The organism is Xanthomarina gelatinilytica (assembly GCF_000348685.1).
GTDB classification, from domain to species: Bacteria; Bacteroidota; Bacteroidia; order Flavobacteriales; family Flavobacteriaceae; genus Xanthomarina; species Xanthomarina gelatinilytica.
Map to the genome: position 1 here is coordinate 82854 of NZ_ANLA01000010.1, position 19296 is coordinate 102149.

Consider the following 19296-nt stretch of genomic DNA (forward strand, 5'->3'; position numbering starts at 1 on the left):
AGCATGAAAGTAAGACTAAAAAGACTCATTCTTCAACAAACAGTAGCATTTTTTGTGCTAATTGCTTTTTCATCTTGCACTACAAGTAAGGAGATTATTTACTTTCAAGATGAACCACTTAGTAGTTTAAACACTTTAAGTACCACTCCAGAAATTACCTATAAACCAAACGATAAATTAACCATAAATGTTTCAGCCATAGATCCAGAAACAGTTAGGCCATTTAATCTCCCACTAATTACCAATAGCTACGATGCCATTAACCCACAAGGAACCACAACCTTTCAAACATATATAGTTGACGAACAAGGACTTATAGAGTTTCCAGTCTTAGGCACTATAAAAATAGGCGACTTGACAAGAAAACAAGCCACCAAGTTACTAACGGAAAAAATTTCTGAATATGTTAAAGACCCAATCGTTAATATTAGACTAACCAATTTTACAGTTACCGTTTTGGGAGAAGTTAACAGTCCAGGCACCTATACGGTTGAAGAAGAACAAATGTCGCTTTTGGAAGCAATTGGATTAGCCGGAGATTTAACCATACATGGCATTAGGGAAAATGTGTTTTTAATAAGGGAACAAGATGGCGTTAAACGGTTTACAAAGTTTGATTTAACTTCTATAAATGTTGTAAACCACCCCAACTATTATATTCAACAAAACGATGTTATTTACATAGAGCCAAATCCTGCCAAAATACGCTCTGCATCCTATAACCAAAATTATGTATTGATTATTTCTGCTGTTGGCACTTTAGCTACCATTGCTGCCATCCTAGTCAGATAACACTAAATAATAAGCACAAAAAAACATGAACCAAAATATTGATTTTAAAGAAGTTATAACGCCTTATTTACATAAATGGAAATTTATTGTTTTGTGTGTTATAGTTGCCATATCCTTTGCCTTTGTATATTTACGTTATGCAGATTATGAATATCAGGCAAATGCAAAAATTAAAATCAAAGAGACTGAATCCAACAAAACACTGCCTGAAATCTCTCAATTACAAAATTATGGCTTGTTTAAAACCGAAAACAACAATGTACTGGACGAAATTGAAGTCATTAAATCCAGGATTATTATTGAACAAGCAGTCAAAGACTTAAAATTCAATATTCAATATTTTGTTGAAGGTCGCATTAAAGCAACCGAAGAATACAAAAATCCACCTCTCAATATCAATTTCAGTGCGCCAGATTCCATCATCCATACCATTGACACGACGTTCAATATTAAAATTCAATCTGCCACCAATTTTCTTCTAAAAGGAATCAATTTTTCAGAAAAACTTAATTTTAAAAACAATGAAGATGTCGATTTAGATGATGAAGGCACTGTGTATGCCTTTGGAGAAAGCATCCCAACGAGTTTTGGCGCCATTACCATAACGCCTAGAATTGGCGAATCGGCTACCAAAATTGGCTCAAACATTAAAATAAAAATAAATCCTCTTGCTACTGTTGTATCAAAATACAAAAGCAACTTGATTATTGGACATCAAGAAATGTCCAGCATCATTACTTTAACCATTAATGATAATGTCCAGGAAAAAGCCAGTCTGTTCTTAGATAAATTAATTGAAAAATACAATGAAGATGTACAAAACGACAAACAAATGGTTGTTGATGCCACTTCTAAATTTATCAATAACAGGTTGGAAATTGTATCTGAAGAATTGGGTAGTGTGGATTCCAATGCCGAAACCATTCAGAAAACAAATAAACTTACCGATCTGGCCACACAATCCAATATCTATTTGGAAAGTGAAAGACAAAATGAAGATAGATTGGTTGAAACTGCCATGCAAATTCAGCTTATAGACTATATGAACCAACATATAGATAAAGATAAAGACAATACAGAACTTCTTCCTGCCAATATTGGGATTGCCGACAACTCTGTGGAACAATTAACGCAGCAGTACAACAATCTGGTATTGGAGAAAAACAGGCTCTTAAAAAATTCCAGCGAAAAAAACCCTACAGTTGTAAACTTAACAAATCAAATCAATCAATTAAGAACCAACTTAAGTCAGAGTTTAAATAACATCAAGCATACCAACGAAATGAATTACAACTCGTTGGTGGCCGAAAACCAAAGAATAAGTTCCAGAATTTATTCAGCTCCAAAAAAACAAAGACAATTCAGGGACATAAAAAGACAACAGGATATCAAAGAAGGATTGTATTTATATCTTTTGGAGAAACGCGAAGAAGCTGCCATTACACACGGCGTTTCCTCGCCAAATGCTAAAATTGTAGATAAATCCTATGCTTCTTCCAAACCTGTTGCACCTAAACAATCGGTTATTATTCTAGCTGCTTTGATCCTAGGTTTTGGTATTCCTGTGGCTCTTATTTATCTTTTGAATTTACTGGATGATAAAGTTCACAACATCAACGATGTTAAAAAACAAGTTACCATTCCTTTTATAGGTGATATTCCAAAGTCCAAAAAATCCCAAAAGCTAATCTCAAAAGTAGATTACACACCTAAAGCTGAGGCCTTTAGAATGGTTAGGACCAATTTGGAATTCATGCTCCAAAATATTGAAAATAGAGCTAAAGTTATATTTGTCACTTCCACTACCAGCAAAGAAGGCAAATCCCATACAGCAACAAATTTAGCTTTGTCTTTATCTTTTTCAGAAAAAAAAGTTTTACTTGTAGAAACAGATATTCGTGTTCCAAAAGCAACAAACTATCTAGCGGTTGATAACGATTTTGGACTGACAAATTTTATTGGCAACCATAAAATAGAACCTCAGGGAATTATTTTCAAGCACAAGGATAATGAATATTTTGATGTTATTCCTTCTGGAACCATCCCTCCTAATCCTGCTGAATTACTAATGAGCAATCGTGTAAAGGAATTATTTGATTACGCTTCCGAAAAGTATGAATACATTATTGTAGATACAGCAGCTATTGGTTTGGTAACAGACACCTTGTTAATTAGCAAATATGCCGATTTATTTATTTTTGTTGCAAAAGCCAATTATATAACCAAAAAACAATTGGAGCTGGCACAACGTATGTACACAGAAAACAGGTTGCCTAACATGACCATTTTGCTTAACAATGTAGATCATAAAAAAGGTTATGGTTATGGGTATGGCTATGGCAATCATCCAAAGAAAAAGAAATGGTGGAAATTTGCCTAAAACCCTTAGCTTTTTCTTCTGGCTTTTTCTTTTGTCAACAACATAAGCTCTCTTCCTGTTTGTCCTGCCACAGAAGTGTTTTCTTCTGCCCTACGTATTAAATAAGGAAGCACATCTTTAACTGGCCCAAAAGGTACATATTTAGCTACATTATAACCAAGATGAGCCAAATTAAAGCTAATATGGTCACTCATGCCATAAAGTTGCCCAAACCACACGCGATTGTCGTTTTTGGCAATGCCCTTTTCCTTCATTAAATCTAAGATAAGATAGCTACTGGCTTCATTATGTGTTCCTGCAAAAAGTGAAATGGTATCCAAGTGGTCCAAAATAAATTTTGCGGCTGCATTAAAGTTTTCATCTGTTGCAGCCTTACTTTCACAAATAGGTGTTGGATATCCTTTTTTAATGGCACGTTCGTTTTCTTTTTCCATATAAGCACCACGAACAATTTTATAACCTAAGTAATAACCATTGGCTTTGGCATGTTCCAATTGCGCTTTAACAAAAGCCATCCTGTCATGTCTGTACATTTGTAAAGTATTGTAAACAATAGGTTTTTCGGTGTTGTATTTCTGCATCATGTTTGTCACCAAATCATCAACGGCTTGTTGCATCCAGCTTTCTTCGGCATCAATTAACAGTTCCACATCCTTTTCCTTGGCCAATTTACAGACCCTGTCATATCTCTCCTCTATTCTATTCCATTGCTCCTGTTCATCGGCTGTAAAAAGCTGTCCTTCACTTTTCTTTTCGTACAAGTAAGGTTTGCCAAAACCTGTTGGTTTAAACACAGCTATAGGCATGGCTTCTTTGTTTTGTGAAAATTCAATGATCTCCAAAGTTTTTTGCATCGCAGAATCAAAAAAAGACTCCACTTCTTTTCCTTCAACCGAAAAATCCAGTACAGAGCTTACACCTTTTTCGTACATAGCATCAATAACAGGTAAACAATCTTTTTCGTTTACACCTCCACAAAAATGGTCGAAAACCGTTGCTCTTATAACACTATCAACCGGAAGGTTTGCTTTTATGGCAAAATTGGTAAGAGTCTTACCTACCTTTACCAAGGGCTCGTAAGAAATCATTTTAAACAATAAAAAAGCTCTGTTAAGTTCTGAATTGCTTTTTAACGAAAAAGCGATTTCAGTATTGTCGAAAAGTTGTTTTGTAGACATGTTGCAAAATTATTTGCAAATATAATTATAGTATTCTTACGTTTTTAAAAAAAAATGATATAATTTTCACCCATTATTTTTCTAAAAAACCTCATGAATTCCATTAACACATCCAATTACCCAATTCATTTTAAAACAAGCAGTTACACCGAATTAAACACGCATTTAAAAACGGCGAATTATTCCAAAATTTTTGTTTTGGTAGACCAAAACACACATGAATTTTGCTTGCCTTATTTTTTAAGCAATCTGGAAACAGACTTGGAGGTTGAAATTATTGAAATTGAAGCTGGGGAAATCCACAAAAACATAGAAACCTGTTCAGGGGTTTGGAATGTGCTATCGGAACTGGAAGCAGATAGAAAAAGCTTATTGATTAATTTGGGAGGTGGTGTAATCACAGACCTTGGAGGTTTTGTTGCTTCTACTTTTAAACGTGGTATGGCCTATATTCAAGTGCCAACTACCCTATTGTCCATGGTCGATGCTTCCATTGGAGGCAAAACCGGAGTGGATCTGGGACATTTAAAAAATCAAATTGGCGTAATAAATACCGGAGAAATGGTTTTAATAGACATCAATTATCTAAACACCTTACCAGAAAACCAAATGCGCTCTGGACTGGCCGAAATGCTCAAACATGGTTTAATTTACAGTGAAGATTATTGGAATAAATTCACAGCCTTGGAAAAGCTTAGTTTGGACGATTTGGATGTCTTGATTCATGAATCCATTGACATTAAAAATCAAATTGTGGAAAAAGACCCATTGGAACACCATGTAAGAAAAACACTTAATTACGGTCACACGCTTGGGCATGCCATTGAATCCTATTATTTAAGCCAGCCCGACAAAACAGCTTTCCTTCATGGCGAAGCTATAGCCATTGGGATGATATTGGCCAGTTTTATTTCCACAAAACTAACTGGTTTTTCAACCGAAACCTGCCAACACATAAAAGACACTATTGTGGACGTTTTTGGACAACCAAAAATTTCAGGCAAAGACATACAGCCCATAATCGATTTGTTGAAATTCGATAAAAAAAACGAACATGGAAAAATCAATTTTGTGCTTTTGGAGGCCATTGGAAAACCCAAAATAAACTGCCAAGTGGAAAATAACTTGATTTTTGATGCTTTTAATTTTTACAATTCTTAAAATTCAATTCAAATTATTTGTAACTTTATAAAAATTGCTAGAGAAAATTAGTATAGATTTTTTATTAATTTTTAAACCCTTTAGTAATGAAAAGAGTTATTGTTGATTTTAAAAAACTGACTCCAAAGCTTCTAAAATTACTAACCGATAAGTTTCCAGATGGTTATGACGACAACGACATAATTACCTTTGAAAACCACAAAAATGAAATTATAGAAGCTGTTGAAGTACGTACAAAAGACACTATTTACCTAGTAAAGGTAAGCAGCAAGCTACACTACACCATGACCAATTTTGAAAGCATTGAAGAAGTGGAGGTAGACGATCTTGGCCACATAGTTATTAACGATGATATTAAAGCAGAAACCTTTAAAGACGAAGAGGAATAGTTATAAGTAGCGTGATTTTATTACTTGACAATGGTGTTTTTCATGACCAATTGTTACAAACCCAACAGCCCTAACAGACATATTAGCCCCACTCGCCTTTCCTATTTGCAAAAACATATCTTTACAAAAGCTTTTAAACAAACAAATGGTGGCTTGCCTTACGGTTTGGTACTCTTCCAACAAATCTTCTTTCGTTCTCTTGTTGGCATGTGCTGTAACAGCATACTGGTTTTCCTCAAAACCTGGCAACACAGTTTCATCCTGTCTTGCAAAACGCAAAGCCCTATAGGCAAAAATACGCTCAGTATCTATTATATGTTGTAGGATATCCTTAACAGTCCATTTTCCGTCTTGATAACGATATTCCAACTTGTCGTTGGGAATAGACTCAAAAAACGACAAAGTTTCCTTAAAACTGGCAGTTAATCCAGAAATCAAGTCTTTTTTGCCTGCCAACTTGATATAATTGGCATAAAATTGGACGTATTCCGTTTCAGGTAAATCAGTTACATACAGCATGATACATACAAAATAAAAAACCTCTTTTAAGTAAAAGAGGTCTTAAAGATACTTATAATTTTAACTACATATCATTAAAAATAGAGTGCATTAAACGCTTTTTGTCGTTTAAGCTTTCTTCCAAAGAAATCATGGTCTCTGTTCTGTAAACCCCTTCAATATCGTCAAGCATGAAAATAATATCTTTGGCATGCTCAGTGTTTTTAGCCCTTATTTTACAGAAAATGTTAAATTTTCCTGTAGTAATGTGAGCAACAGTTACAAAAGGGATTTCGTTAATACGTTCCAAAACAAATTTGGTTTGAGATGTATTTTGAAGAAAAATTCCAACATAAGCAATGAAAGAATACCCTAATTTTTTGTAGTCCAAAGTCAAGGAAGAGCCTTTAATGATACCTGCATCCTCCATTTTCTTGACCCTTACATGAATGGTTCCTGCTGAAATTGACAGATTTTTAGCAATATCAGTAAAAGGAACCCTTGTATTTTCAATTAACATATCTAGTATTTGATGATCTATTTCATCCAACTTAAATTTTGCCATTTTATATGTTTTATTAAATAAAAGGCAAAAATAACATATTATTATTTGATTTTATCTATCAAAATCAAAGATTATGTAAGTTTTATTGAATATTTAACACTGTCAATAATAACATATTCTACTTCAAGACCTTCAGTGATATTCAAACCATTTTCCAAAACCAATTCAAAGCCTTCGGCTGAAAGTTCCCTATGTCCAAAATAAGTGCTTAAATCCCCTATTTTTTCAACTTTGGCTACAAACTCTATCGTGTTGTTTTTTAAAATTTCTTGATATTGAATGGCAACATCCACCACTTGTGCTTCAGGATGCTTGATTATTTTGGCCTGTCTAATAAGAACATCAAAATGATTTTTAAAATTTTCAGGGATATTTAAGTAAGGTTCAAATCCTTCTCCTGTAATTCTAGTCGCTGAAATATAGTATATGCTATACAAAATGGCCTGAAACATATAAAACCTAGTGATTTCACGTTGATAATCGTTTTCAAAATGACCAGCTTCAAACAAAATGGTAGGGCAATTCAGGGTTTGGAAGGTGTCTCCTACGCAATTATCGTTATACGTATCGTCATATCTGCCAATTTGATTGGGAATTTGTTCCTGCAACACCTTATTGGTAGCGGCAATTACCTCCATGGCAATTTTGCGAGTCTCCGTTATGGAACAAGCCTGGTCCTGAGCAGGTGACAAAAAAGATAAAGTAGCCGAATTGGCTGTGTTTCCTGCACCAAATATGGTGCGTTGTCCATGCAAATTAAAGCAATAATCTGGTTTAAAAGTTTGGAACAGGTCCCTTAAAACCCGACTTTCAGGCTGTGAAAGATTCTTGGCGTCTCTATTTAAATCCACGTTGTTTGCATTGTGTCTTGTATATAATTTGGAACCATCTGGATTCAACATAGGTACCAAAAACATAGTACATGTCTCTAAGATATGCTTTATAATACTATTGGAGCCATCATTAAAAACATTACAGATATCAAAAACTGCTTTTGTGGTTGTACTTTCATTGCCATGCATTTGGGACCACATCAAAATCTTTTTTGGACCTGTTCCAATTTTTATTACATGAATAGGTTTACCCAAAACCGAATGCCCAATCACATCAACTTGAAATGACATTTTTAAATTTTCAATTAATGGAGTTATATGCTCCAGATGGATATATCGATTTTCAAGAGCGGATTCTTTGTGCAAATCGAATAAGTTTTTTAATAAGGAGGAAGTCATTTAAAATGGTTTGCTACAAATGTAAACAAATAACAATTTACAAATGTAAACAGTAAAAATACCATTTTTTGTTTACAATGGTTAACATGAAATAGTTTAAAGATGTGGTTTGTTTACAGAAGAATCATAAAAACACACTAACTATTCTGTTATAATTTTAGTTATATGTATTTCAGTTGATTAAGTTATTTTATATAAAGTATTACATGATGTGATTTATGTTAAATTTTAAATATATTTAGTGACCTATCTGTTTAATTGTTACATTTGTAAATACAAAACCATTTACTTATAGTTTACAATGATAAACAACGAAGAATTCTCAAAAAGGCTTCAAAAAGTCATGGATTATTACAACGAAAGTGCCTCTTCTTTCGCTGAAAAAATTGGTGTACAACGTTCCAGTATTTCACACATACTTTCCGGTAGAAATAAACCGAGTTTGGATTTTGTGTTGAAAGTGCTCTCCTCTTTCCCAGAAGTTGAACTCTATTGGTTGTTAAATGGAAAAGGACAATTTCCTGTTGAAGAAAAATTGCAAGCTGAAATCCCTTTTGGAAATAATGTAAAGGAAACAAGATCCCAACCTGTTGTTTCAGAAATAAAGCAAACTGAAAAAAACACTTCCAAAGAAAAAACCATAGAACGTATTGTGATTTTTTATTCGGATGGAAGCTTTAAAAGTTTTGAAGAGTTTTAAGCCATAAAAAAAGCCTGAATTAAAATTCAGGCTTTTGTATAACTTTGTTATTATAAAAAAAAAATTATTATAAAAATCGGCTGTGCCAACTATCGCTGGCAGGAACTTCCCAATTTTCATTAAATTCTGCAATATTCACAACCAAGTTGTTAAATACTATGGTGTTTTTGGACACAGCCCTATCCTTGGCCATTTGTTTAAAATCTGTCAAGGGTTTATAAGCAATAAAATCCCCTTGCTTATAAGAAACGTTCATTTTGTCCAACAAATCTACTTGATACTCTTTTTCCAATTGTTGAATAAAATGTACTGAGGCATCAATAGAACAACCTGTGGCTGTTCCATGCTGTTGATTTAAAGCAATGACAATAAAACGCTTATAAACAATTTTATAACCAGCTTGCAAATCGCTACCATGAGCTGTCCAGTTTTCAAGGAAAACATCCAGCTTTGCCTCTATTTCTTTAAGCTCTTGATCTGTAAAAGAACGGTTGCACTGATATATCCATACTTTGGATTCTTGGGGTAAGGTGTTAAAATCTACTAACATGTTTTTTCTTTTCAGAGGGATTTTTAAATCAATTCTAAATATTTAATAACTTTTTTTAAAACATAACGTTTTTCGCTCAAATCGAAATATTCCTCTTCTTTGTAGAAAATCCTGAAATTCTTTTTATAATTTGATTTATTGAGAAGGGAATAATCTTCAAATTGTTCAGACACAATAAATATATGTTCTTTATTGAACTCATCTGTTACCATTATATAGGACACAGCATCATTGTTTAATGACACCAATTTTGCTTCCATGTTAAGATCTTCAAGATTTTTTGGTGCAGGTGGAGGAGGCACATCGTTAAATCCATCTTCTTCCATGTATGAGCCTGCCATTGCCATAATTATTTTTGGACATTCATTCATCATCTTGTAAGCAATGTCTTCTCCCAGCTTTATCAAGGTGCTTTCATCATCAAAAGACAAATTAAAAAATGTATCTACATCTGCTTTATGATTGCCATAGCTTTCTAAAATGCACAATCCTAATTCCAATTCTAATGTATCTGAATTTACATTGGAAAAATCTACATTTTTAGCATTAATACAATTACAGGTTTCCTGTGCCATTGTATGTAATAGTTCGTCCTTTGAGAGTTGCTGAGCAATGGACAGGTTGGTTGATATTACAACGAATAGGAAAGCGATTTTTTTTAACATGGTAAGTTCATGGTTTTAATTTTATAGATTTTGGGAATTGGCAATTAATTCGGCAATATCCATCACTTGAACACTGTCTTCTTTTTCTTTGGCTTTTACGCCATCGGTCATCATGGTATTGCAATAAGGGCAACCTGTAGCAATAATATTTGGGTTGGTTTCCATGGCATCCTCAGTTCTCAAAACATTAATGTCCTTATCTCCTTTTTCGGGTTCTTTAAACATTTGTGCACCACCTGCTCCACAGCATAAGGCTGAATTTCGGCTGCGTTTCATTTCTACCAAATCCACACCCAAAGACCTTAACAGGTTTCTTGGAGCTTCGTAAACATCATTTGCCCTACCTAAATAACAAGGATCATGAAACGTGATGCGTTTGCCACTTAACTGGTTGGAGCCTTCAATAGTTAAACGTCCAGATTTTATCAGTTCATTTATAAACTCCGTATGGTGTTGCACCTGGTAATTTCCTCCTAGTTCCGGATATTCATTTTTTAAGGTATTGTAGGAATGAGGACAGGCAGTAACAATACGCTTTATTTCGTAAGCATTTAAAACCTCAATGTTGGTAACGGCTTGCATTTGAAACAAAAATTCGTTTCCGGCACGTTTTGCCACATCTCCTGTAGAACTTTCCTCGGTTCCCAATACGGCAAAATCTACATTAGCCTTGTTAAGGATTTTCACGAAAGCTTTGGTTATTTTTTTTGCTCTATCGTCGTAACTACCAGCAGCTCCAACCCAAAAAAGAATTTCTGGTTGTCTGCCTTCTGCCATACATTGTGCCATGGTAGGCACTTTTAATTGTTCGCTCATGTTGTTAATGCTTTAATTTTTTAAAATTTATGCTTTGCTGTTTGCTAACAAGCAGTTGCAAAAATTTATGACTCATGATGACCATCATCAAAAACCTGAATGGTCACTTTTTTATCCACTAAATCTGTAAACTTACCTTTATATCTGGTTGCTTTTACCAAGTGGTTGTCTATCCAATGGTAATTTCCGCCTCTTGGTTTTCCCATAAGCAAACTATGGAATTTAAAACCGTGTTTGTTCAACCAGTTTGTGGTCACTTCTCTATGATCTTCTGTTCTTGAAGTGAAAAAACAAATTAAATGTCCTTCGTCATACCATTTGTTACAGGTTGCCAGTGCATCTGGATAGGGTTTACAAGTTGCCATTCGTTCAGGTTCCTCATTAGGAATATCGTCTGTAATGGTCCCATCTATATCAATTAAATAATTTTTAACGTCTTTTGGCAAAATTGGACTGACTTTTTCTCCTGCTTCAACTTTTTCATGTAATAGTTTATCTGCGTCTTCTCTTTTCATGCTCAACTTCCTGCAAAGGCAGGATTATTTTTTAATTAATTTGGCTTTTAATAGTTTACTTTGGATATGACACTTATTAACGATTAAATAAATTGAAAAAATTTAGACTTTTTAAAGCCATCCGAATTCATTAATTCATTACAACGTATTTGTTATAGATTCACTGTTTTTTCAATAAGGTTCCTGCAAACGCAGAGGAATTCGTTATTCGTCCTTCCAATTCAATCTATCCATTTGGTTGTAAGGCCAAGGCGCTCCATTGTTTTCAATATTTGTCATCATATTGTTAAGTTCCACTGGAGCAGCACTTTGTTCCATTACCAAATAACGTCTCATATCAATGATAATAGATAAAGGGTCTATACTTACTGGACAAGCTTCCACACAAGCGTTGCAAGTGGTACAAGCCCAAAGTTCTTCGGCAGTTATGTAATCTCCCAAAAGTTGTTTCCCATCCTCTTTGAATTTGCCATTGTTTGCGTCTATATTCTTACCAACTTCCTCCAATCGATCCCTAGTGTCCATCATGATTTTTCTAGGGGACAGTTTTTTTCCTGTTAAATTGGCAGGACACTCACTGGTACATCGTCCACATTCTGTACATGTGTAAGCATTTAATAACTGAACCCAAGATAGGTCCTGGACATCGCTTGCCCCAAATTTTGCAGGCATTTCGGCGTCGGCTCCTTCTGGTGGTGCAGCAAATGGATCGACATTTGGATCCATCATCATTTTAACTTCTTTTGTAACCGATTCCAGGTTGTTTAATTGTCCTTTAGGTTTAACTTTTCCATAATAAGTGTTTGGGAAAGCCAAAAGAATGTGTAAGTGCTTGGAATAGTATAAATAATTTAAAAAGACCAATATCCCTAAAATATGCAACCACCAGGCTGCTCGTTCTATGGTATGAATGGTTGGCTCTGACAAACCACTGAACCAAGGCGCTATATATTGACTGACCACATTTCCGGAATTCATTAATTGAAAATGAATATCTGTAGCATTCATAACCAAAAACAAGGTCATTAATACCATTTCGAAATACAAAATATAATTGGCATCGTTTTTTGGCCAACTGGTCATTTCACTTTTCCAGAAACGTTGAATTTTAATGATGTTTCTTCTAATCCAGAATACGATAACAGAAATTAAAACCAAAACTGCCAAAATTTCGAAAGTACCTATTAAAACTCCATAAAGCTCTTGGTAATAAGAGAATATTCGCCAAGTCCCGAATAGTCCATCGATAACAATTTCCAACAATTCAATATTGATGATAATGAAACCTACATATACAATAACGTGCAGGAATCCAGCAATGGGTCTTTTAACCATTTTACTTTGTCCCAATGCAATCATGGCCATGTTTTTCCAGCGTTGGCTTTTATTATCACTTACATCTACATCTTGTCCTAACTTGATGTTTCTAATAAGTTTTTTAACATTTCTGGCAAAAAACCCTAGTCCAGCAATAAGTGCTATAGCAAATAATATGTTTGGAAGGTAATTCATAATAAGATTAGGTTAGTTATTGTCTTTCGTCTTCTGGCTTTACGTATCCTTCTTTATTTTTTCCTCCAAAAACAGATACATTAACATAGCGTTTTGGATTTAACTTTACATCCTGAAGCAATTCGCTTAATTGTTGTGATGCCACTTCCAAATTGTGGTAAAGTTTGTCGTCTTTTAGCAATTTCCCTAAGGTTCCCTCACCATGTTCCATATCTGCCAAAAGGGCATTCACTTGTAGCAAAGTGGTATCAAGACTTGAAATGGTTTTGGAAATTTCAACATCCTTTAAATCGTTTGATAACACTGCCAAGTCTTTACTAATTGAGTTAAAGTTACTGATAACTTGTGTTAAACTGTCTTGGTTTTTGGCAATCAAGGAGTTAAAGGAACCAGAAAGGTTTTTAAAAGAAGTTAAGGTTAAATTAAGCTCTTTAATAGCGTGTTTAAGACCTTCTTTTGAATCGTCTTCCACCAAACCGTTGATACTTACCAAAAGGGAATCGGCAGATTTTAAAGTGTCGTCCAAGCCTTCACTTAGACCAGAAAAATTTTCGGAGAGGTTTTTAATAAGACCAGGTTCCACTTCAGACTGCAAGAAATCGCCATCTTCGGCAATTTGGTCGTCATCAGCGGGAATAATGGCAAGTCCGTTGCCATCCAAGAGACCTAAAGGATAGAGTCTCATTTTACTGTTTTTAGAGAATTTCAATTCGTCATCAACTGTAAAAGACACTCTGGTTTTACCAGTTTCAACAATGTATGTTATCTTGTTGATTTTACCAACATTATTCCCTTTAATAGTAACAGGAGAGGCTGTTGTTAAACCATTATAATCAAATTCGGTATAGTAAGCGTCGGAAACATTGAATAAATTTTTACCTTTTAAATAATTAAAGCCAAAAATAAAGAACAGAATTCCAAATATGACCAAAATAGCCGTTTTAACTTCTCTAGATAGTTTCAAATTGTATAAATTTAGTTACCTAACAAAATTAGAAATAAAATTATAAAGAATGGCTCTAATTTGCAGTTGATTTTAGTGCTTCTTCCAAAGGTATTTGTTTTCCATCTTTGTATGCCACAATAAAACTAGAGACATATCCTCTGGATTTTGCATAATTCTGGAATTCTTTGATCTTGGTATAGTTTGAGGTATAACCATAAAAGTATTTGTATAAGCCATTTATTTTATCCCTTGTTACATCTTCCAGTCCTTTAAAGTTGTATGGTTTCAATTCAATTTCTTTTGAACTGGCTGCTATTTGGACTTTAAATACCACATTTTTAAAAATTTCATCAGGTTCAGTACTTAATGTTTCTTCTGTTTGGGTTTCCTGATAAACAAAATCGTCCACATTTTGGTATATGGCATTTTTATAATCCAAGATGGCTTTTTCAATGGCAGTAGCCATATCTTTTTGTCCTTTATTGGAGTTTAAATAAGCTCCTTCAGCTTTATTGGTAATAAAGCCTGTTTCCACCAAAACACTAGGCATGATTGTTTGATGCAAGACGATAAATCCAGCCTGTTTAACACCTCTATTCTTACGTTTTAAGACATTTGTAAATTTATCCTGTATTAAACTGGCCAATAAAATGCTTTGATCTAAATACTCTTCTTGCATGAGTGTTAAACCGATGAAGGAACCTGGGGAATTTGGGTCGAAACCTTCATAGTTTTTCTCGTAATCGTCTTCCAAATAAATTACCTCGTTTTCTGCTTTGGCCACATTAAAATTGGTATCGTTTCTATGAATTCCCAGAACATAGGTTTCAGAGCCATAGGCTTGTGTATGGTGTGCATTGCAATGAATGGATACAAACAAATCCGCTTTGGCCTCATTGGCAATTTTACCTCTTTTAAACAAATCCACAAAAACATCTTTTGTTCTGGTGTAAACCACTTTAATATCTGGATTTTTTTCCAATTCTTTTCCTACTTCCAAGGCAATTTTAAGGGCAATATCCTTTTCTTTATATCCTTCTTTAGATGGTTTCCCTGGGTCTTTACCTCCATGACCAGCGTCTAAAACCACCACAAACTTATTTGAGTTATCTTGTGCAAGCAAGGAATTGCTGAAATTTGACAAAACAAACAAAGCAGATAAGAAAAGTAATACCAATTTCGATTTCATAAAATAATATCTATTGTTTTTATAATTATCAACATGTCACACAAAGCATTGTACGTTTTAAACTTTTAAAGATGCAGCTTAAGTGTTTCATATAATAATAACAGCTATAGAGCGAGTTTATTACCCAATTTAATTAAGTAAAAGTTTATTTTCGAATTTTTGTGAATATTAAATTAATCACAAAAAATATATGTAATTTTGGCAATTCAAAAACCGAGCCATACTTTTACAAAAATACATTTAAAAGCGTTGCGTACAAACAACTTTTACATACTTTTTGCCTTAAGTTTTACAGTGTTTATCAACACTTTTGGCTTCGCTCAAGATATTCCAAAATCTGGAGGTACAGTCTCACCAGAAAAAGTCGAGGATACCGTTTCGGTAAATTTAAACACCTTAGAAAAACTAGAGGTTTCCGAAGTTGGTCAGGATTCCACCTTACAAGATTCTGTGAAGCCAAAACCAGAACTCTTAAGCGCCACAGTTACCTATAAAGCCAAAGACTACACCTCATTTAACATGAAGGAGCAAAAACTTTATTTATATAATGAAGCTGAAGTATATTTTGAGGACATGGAACTGAAAGCTGGAATTATTGTTATAGATTACAATAAAAAAGAAGTATATGCTGGACGCATTAAGGATTCTGCAGGTGTTTACTCACAACGGCCTTCTTTTAAACAAGGAGACAATTTGGTTGAACCAGATTCCATAAGATTTAATTACGATACTGAAAAAGCCTTGATTTTTAAATCGAAAACCGAACAACAGGGCATGCAGATATATGCACCAATCACCAAAAAAGAAAACGATTCCGTTATCTTTTTATATAAAGGTCGTTTTACCACATCCAAAGACATAGAAAACCCAGAATATTATTTTCAAGCCAATAAAATTAAATTGGTACCAGGAAAAAAAATTGTAGTAGGTCTTACCAACATGGTTGTGGCAGATGTACCAACACCTATTGGGTTGCCTTTTGGTTTTTTCCCTTTAACAAAAAAACAAACCTCTGGAGTTTTAATCCCTAGTTTTGGTGAGCAAAGCAGTCGTGGTTATTTCTTGCAGAATGGTGGTTATTATTTTGCAATTAGCGATTATATAGACTTAGCTGTTTTAGGGGATTATTACACCAATGGCAGTTATGGGTTACGTTTTGAAAGCAACTATGCCTTACGTTATAAATTTACGGGGAATTTAGGTTTTAGGTACGAAAACCTCATCAATAGTGAACGTGGATTTCCAGACTATTCCAAAACCTCCATATACAATATTAGGTGGTCTCACACCCAAGATGGAAAATCCAGTCCCAATTCCAGATTTTCAGCATCTGTAAACCTTGGAAGCAGCAAGTATTATCAAGAGTCCATAAATCAAGTTAACTCACCAAGTTTTCTTAACAACACCATGGCTTCCTCCATTTCTTATTCCAAAACTTTTCAAGGGGAACCACAGGTAAACTTAAGTGTTGCTGCCACACATTCACAAAACACCAATACAGAAAGCATTAACATGACACTGCCTACCCTTCAGGCAAGTGTAAGTAGAATTTATCCGTTTGAGCCAAAAGTAGGATCCAAAAAAGGAATTATAGAAAACATCAACTTTCAATATAACATTAGGGCAGAAAACAGGATCCAAACCACAGATTCGCTTTTCTTTAAGAAAGAAATGTGGGACGATGCCCAAAACGGCATAAACCATAGCATTCCTCTTACAACCAATTTTAAAGTTTTTAAATATTTAAGTCTGAGTGCTGGCACAAACTATAGCGAAACCTGGACCTTTAAAACAGTGGATAAATATTACGACCAAACCACGAGGGAGGTTATTACCAATGAAAACAATGGGTTTGCTTCCTATAGAACCTATAATTTCAATGCTAGTTTGGGTACCACACTTTATGGAATGTTCAACTTTGAGAAGGAAGGTGAAGATAGAAAAATAAAAAAGCTAAGGCATATTATGAGACCTTCCATTAGCTATACCATCAATCCTTCTTTTGATCAGTATTATGATACTTACGAAGTAATAAGCGCAGATGGTTTAACATCGGAACAAGTTGAATACTCCAAATTTGAAGGTTCTGTCTTTGGAGCTCCAAATAAAAATTATTCCAATACTGTTGGATTTGCATTGGGAAACAATATAGAAATGAAGGTTCGCGACAAAGATTCCACTCAAACAGAACCTAGAAAAATCAAAATATTGGACAACCTAAATTTCAGTACAGGCTATGATATTGCTGCAGACTCTTTAAACTGGAGTCCAATGAGGATTTCTGGAAGTACACAACTACTTAAAGATAAAATGTCTGTGAATTTTGGAGCTACCCTAAATCCATATGCATTGGACAACAATAACAACCTTGTGGATATGTGGAATATTGATAATGGAGGTAGTTTGTTTAGGCTAACAAGTGCCAATGTTACTATGAATTATACCCTTTCAAACTCTACCTTTTCTGGAGGTGAAACACAAGAAAGCTACGAAGAAACCTTAAGAAGTGGTGGTCGAGCAGACGATTTGTTTGGACGTTCCTTAGATTACGAAAACCCTAGTTTTTATGAAGATGACGATGAGGAAAACCAAACACCAAGCGATTTATATACCACTGTGATCCCTTGGAGCTTACGCCTGGCTTATGCCGTGAACTACTCCAATTCCAGAAGAGAAAACGAAATTTCATCACATTCCTTAATGTTTTCTGGTGATGTTGAAATATCTCCTCGTTGGAAAGTTGGAGCCTCCTCCGGTTACGATTTTAAAAACAATGGCTTTACTTATACCTCTTTACGATTTGAAAGGGATTTATTGAGTTGGAGAATGAGTTTTAACTGGATCCCTTTTAGCGATAGAGCCTCTTGGAATTTCTTTATTGGCATAAAATCCAATCTGCTTAAAGATCTTAAATACGATAAAAGAAGACAACCAGATAAGCAATTATAATTTTAAAACACACATAGGTCATGAAAAAAATAATAAATACATCTCACGCACCTGCTCCCATAGGACCATACAATCAAGCTGTTTTAGTAAACAATATTTTATACACATCTGGACAAATAGCCTTAAACCCTATTACCATGGAATTGGTTTTAGACGATATAAAAACGGAAACCAAACAGGTTATGGAAAACTTAAAAGCTGTTTTAAAAGCTGCTGACATGACTTTTGAAAATGTTTTTAAAACCACTATTTTTATTAGCGACATGCACAATTTTTCTAAAATAAACGAGGTGTATGCAACTTATTTCAATGAAGAAACAGCTCCTGCCAGAGAAACGGTTGAAGTTGCCAACTTACCAAAGTTTGTAAATGTAGAAATTAGCATGATGGCTTGTAAATAAGCTTAAGCTACTTTTCAAAAAAGTAATTAAAGTAGATGCTTTTTTTCTCTTGTCTGGACAATTCATTAAAGTTATTTCAAAAAACTTTAACTTTTAGCCAACTATACTGTCTATATCCAAAACTGTAAATAAACTCTATAGCTTTTTTATGCGTGCGTTTTATAAATATATGTCTAAGGCTTTCATATAATTATTCGGAAATTAGAAGGTTTTATAAAACACCATTTTTCCATTAACATAAATACCTTTTGGTAGTTGATTTCTAAACTTATTAAACTTTTCTATTAGCTTAAGTTTTGAAATAGTCTTAATTAAAAAGTTATGAATGTTATTTATTTTTAGCACTCCATGAACTTCATATTCATTGTTAGTAGATAACCAATAGGAATATCTTTTAATTTCATTTTTATAACCAAATTCAATTATATAATTATAAAGTCCTTCAATTTTTAGATTATTGTCTTCTATATTATTTGAAGCATTTAAGTATCTCAATTCTTCAAAATTAATTTGATTTAATAGTTTTTTGGTTTGTTTTGAAGTCAGTTTGTTTTCTTCATGTATATAATCCACATATTCATTTTCAAAATTATAATGAGCTATAAAATTAATGATACAGCCTAGATATATATTTTCATCTTTTTTATATAATTCAACAACCTGACCGTTTGACCAGATTCGAATACCTTGAATTGTATCCAATTTGCCAAAACTATCCAAATTAATGGCGTTCTGAATAGAGTCAATATTATTAATTAGATAGGATTCAGGTTCATTTTGAGAAAATGCCTAAGTTGAAAAAAAACAAAATACTAGAATTATTTTTTTTCATTATTGTATGGGATTTTTTTTAAGTAA

At 33.9% G+C, this 19296-nt stretch carries 19 protein-coding genes; 7 read left to right on the forward strand and 12 right to left on the reverse strand.

Features of this window, described 5'->3' with window-relative positions; all coding sequences use genetic code 11:
- Positions 1–3: 3 nt before the first annotated feature.
- Both D778_RS07520 and D778_RS07525 read left to right on the forward strand, forming a co-directional pair.
- The gene (locus tag D778_RS07520; protein WP_007649303.1) at positions 4–792 is read left to right on the forward strand and encodes a polysaccharide biosynthesis/export family protein; all 789 of its coding nucleotides are present in this window, start codon (positions 4–6) and stop codon (positions 790–792) included.
- Between the two features lie 25 nt (positions 793–817).
- Entirely contained in the window at positions 818–3172 is a 2355-nt protein-coding gene (locus D778_RS07525; RefSeq protein WP_007649304.1) for a GumC family protein, read from the forward strand.
- 5 nt (positions 3173–3177) lie between these two features.
- Here the strand turns inward: D778_RS07525 and D778_RS07530 are convergent, their stop codons facing one another.
- Entirely contained in the window at positions 3178–4350 is a 1173-nt protein-coding gene (locus tag D778_RS07530) for a proline dehydrogenase family protein (RefSeq protein ID WP_007649305.1), read from the reverse strand.
- A gap of 93 nt (positions 4351–4443) precedes the next feature.
- Between D778_RS07530 and aroB the strand changes: the two genes are divergently transcribed.
- Together aroB and D778_RS07540 are read left to right on the forward strand one after the other, a co-directional pair.
- Positions 4444–5511, forward strand: a complete 1068-nt coding sequence (gene aroB, locus D778_RS07535) for a 3-dehydroquinate synthase (protein WP_007649313.1) — start codon at positions 4444–4446, stop codon at positions 5509–5511.
- An 86-nt stretch (positions 5512–5597) separates the two neighbouring features.
- Positions 5598–5900: a hypothetical protein gene (locus D778_RS07540; protein WP_007649315.1), complete on the forward strand. Its 303-nt coding sequence runs from the start codon at positions 5598–5600 to the stop codon at positions 5898–5900.
- On the opposite strand, the gene D778_RS07545 is transcribed toward D778_RS07540, so the two are convergent.
- From D778_RS07545 to D778_RS07555, 3 genes are all read right to left on the reverse strand, one after another.
- A complete protein-coding gene (locus tag D778_RS07545) occupies positions 5901–6419 on the reverse strand; it encodes a DinB family protein (protein ID WP_007649317.1) in 519 nt (172 codons plus the stop codon).
- Positions 6420–6483: 64 nt separating this feature from the next.
- The gene (locus D778_RS07550; RefSeq protein WP_007649318.1) at positions 6484–6963 is read right to left on the reverse strand and encodes an Lrp/AsnC family transcriptional regulator; all 480 of its coding nucleotides are present in this window, start codon (positions 6961–6963) and stop codon (positions 6484–6486) included.
- Between the two features lie 71 nt (positions 6964–7034).
- Complete coding sequence (locus D778_RS07555) at positions 7035–8195, reverse strand: M14 family zinc carboxypeptidase (protein WP_007649319.1); 1161 nt, start codon at positions 8193–8195, stop codon at positions 7035–7037.
- Between the two features lie 301 nt (positions 8196–8496).
- Between D778_RS07555 and D778_RS07560 the strand changes: the two genes are divergently transcribed.
- On the forward strand, positions 8497–8895 hold the full coding sequence (locus D778_RS07560) for a helix-turn-helix domain-containing protein (protein WP_007649320.1): 399 nt from the start codon (positions 8497–8499) through the stop codon (positions 8893–8895).
- A gap of 67 nt (positions 8896–8962) precedes the next feature.
- Here the strand turns inward: D778_RS07560 and D778_RS07565 are convergent, their stop codons facing one another.
- The 7 genes from D778_RS07565 to D778_RS07595 form a co-directional block, all read right to left on the reverse strand.
- The gene (locus tag D778_RS07565) at positions 8963–9445 is read right to left on the reverse strand and encodes a hypothetical protein (protein ID WP_007649325.1); all 483 of its coding nucleotides are present in this window, start codon (positions 9443–9445) and stop codon (positions 8963–8965) included.
- Positions 9446–9468: 23 nt separating this feature from the next.
- Positions 9469–10110 carry a hypothetical protein gene (locus D778_RS07570; protein WP_155949913.1) on the reverse strand — a complete coding sequence of 214 codons (642 nt, stop codon included), beginning with the start codon at positions 10108–10110 and terminating at the stop codon, positions 9469–9471.
- Between the two features lie 21 nt (positions 10111–10131).
- Positions 10132–10926: a (Fe-S)-binding protein gene (locus D778_RS07575; protein WP_007649329.1), complete on the reverse strand. Its 795-nt coding sequence runs from the start codon at positions 10924–10926 to the stop codon at positions 10132–10134.
- Positions 10927–10991: 65 nt separating this feature from the next.
- Positions 10992–11441: an LNS2 domain-containing protein gene (locus tag D778_RS07580; protein ID WP_007649330.1), complete on the reverse strand. Its 450-nt coding sequence runs from the start codon at positions 11439–11441 to the stop codon at positions 10992–10994.
- Between the two features lie 204 nt (positions 11442–11645).
- Complete coding sequence (locus D778_RS07585; protein WP_007649332.1) at positions 11646–12953, reverse strand: 4Fe-4S dicluster domain-containing protein; 1308 nt, start codon at positions 12951–12953, stop codon at positions 11646–11648.
- 16 nt (positions 12954–12969) lie between these two features.
- A complete protein-coding gene (locus tag D778_RS07590; RefSeq protein WP_040491819.1) occupies positions 12970–13917 on the reverse strand; it encodes an MlaD family protein in 948 nt (315 codons plus the stop codon).
- Positions 13918–13972: 55 nt separating this feature from the next.
- The gene (locus D778_RS07595; protein WP_007649336.1) at positions 13973–15088 is read right to left on the reverse strand and encodes an N-acetylmuramoyl-L-alanine amidase family protein; all 1116 of its coding nucleotides are present in this window, start codon (positions 15086–15088) and stop codon (positions 13973–13975) included.
- A gap of 198 nt (positions 15089–15286) precedes the next feature.
- Between D778_RS07595 and D778_RS07600 the strand changes: the two genes are divergently transcribed.
- Together D778_RS07600 and D778_RS07605 are read left to right on the forward strand one after the other, a co-directional pair.
- On the forward strand, positions 15287–18037 hold the full coding sequence (locus tag D778_RS07600) for a putative LPS assembly protein LptD (protein WP_007649338.1): 2751 nt from the start codon (positions 15287–15289) through the stop codon (positions 18035–18037).
- 20 nt (positions 18038–18057) lie between these two features.
- The gene (locus D778_RS07605) at positions 18058–18438 is read left to right on the forward strand and encodes a Rid family detoxifying hydrolase (protein ID WP_007649340.1); all 381 of its coding nucleotides are present in this window, start codon (positions 18058–18060) and stop codon (positions 18436–18438) included.
- 201 nt (positions 18439–18639) lie between these two features.
- Here the strand turns inward: D778_RS07605 and D778_RS07610 are convergent, their stop codons facing one another.
- The gene (locus D778_RS07610) at positions 18640–19158 is read right to left on the reverse strand and encodes a hypothetical protein (RefSeq protein ID WP_007649342.1); all 519 of its coding nucleotides are present in this window, start codon (positions 19156–19158) and stop codon (positions 18640–18642) included.
- Positions 19159–19296 lie beyond the last annotated feature (138 nt).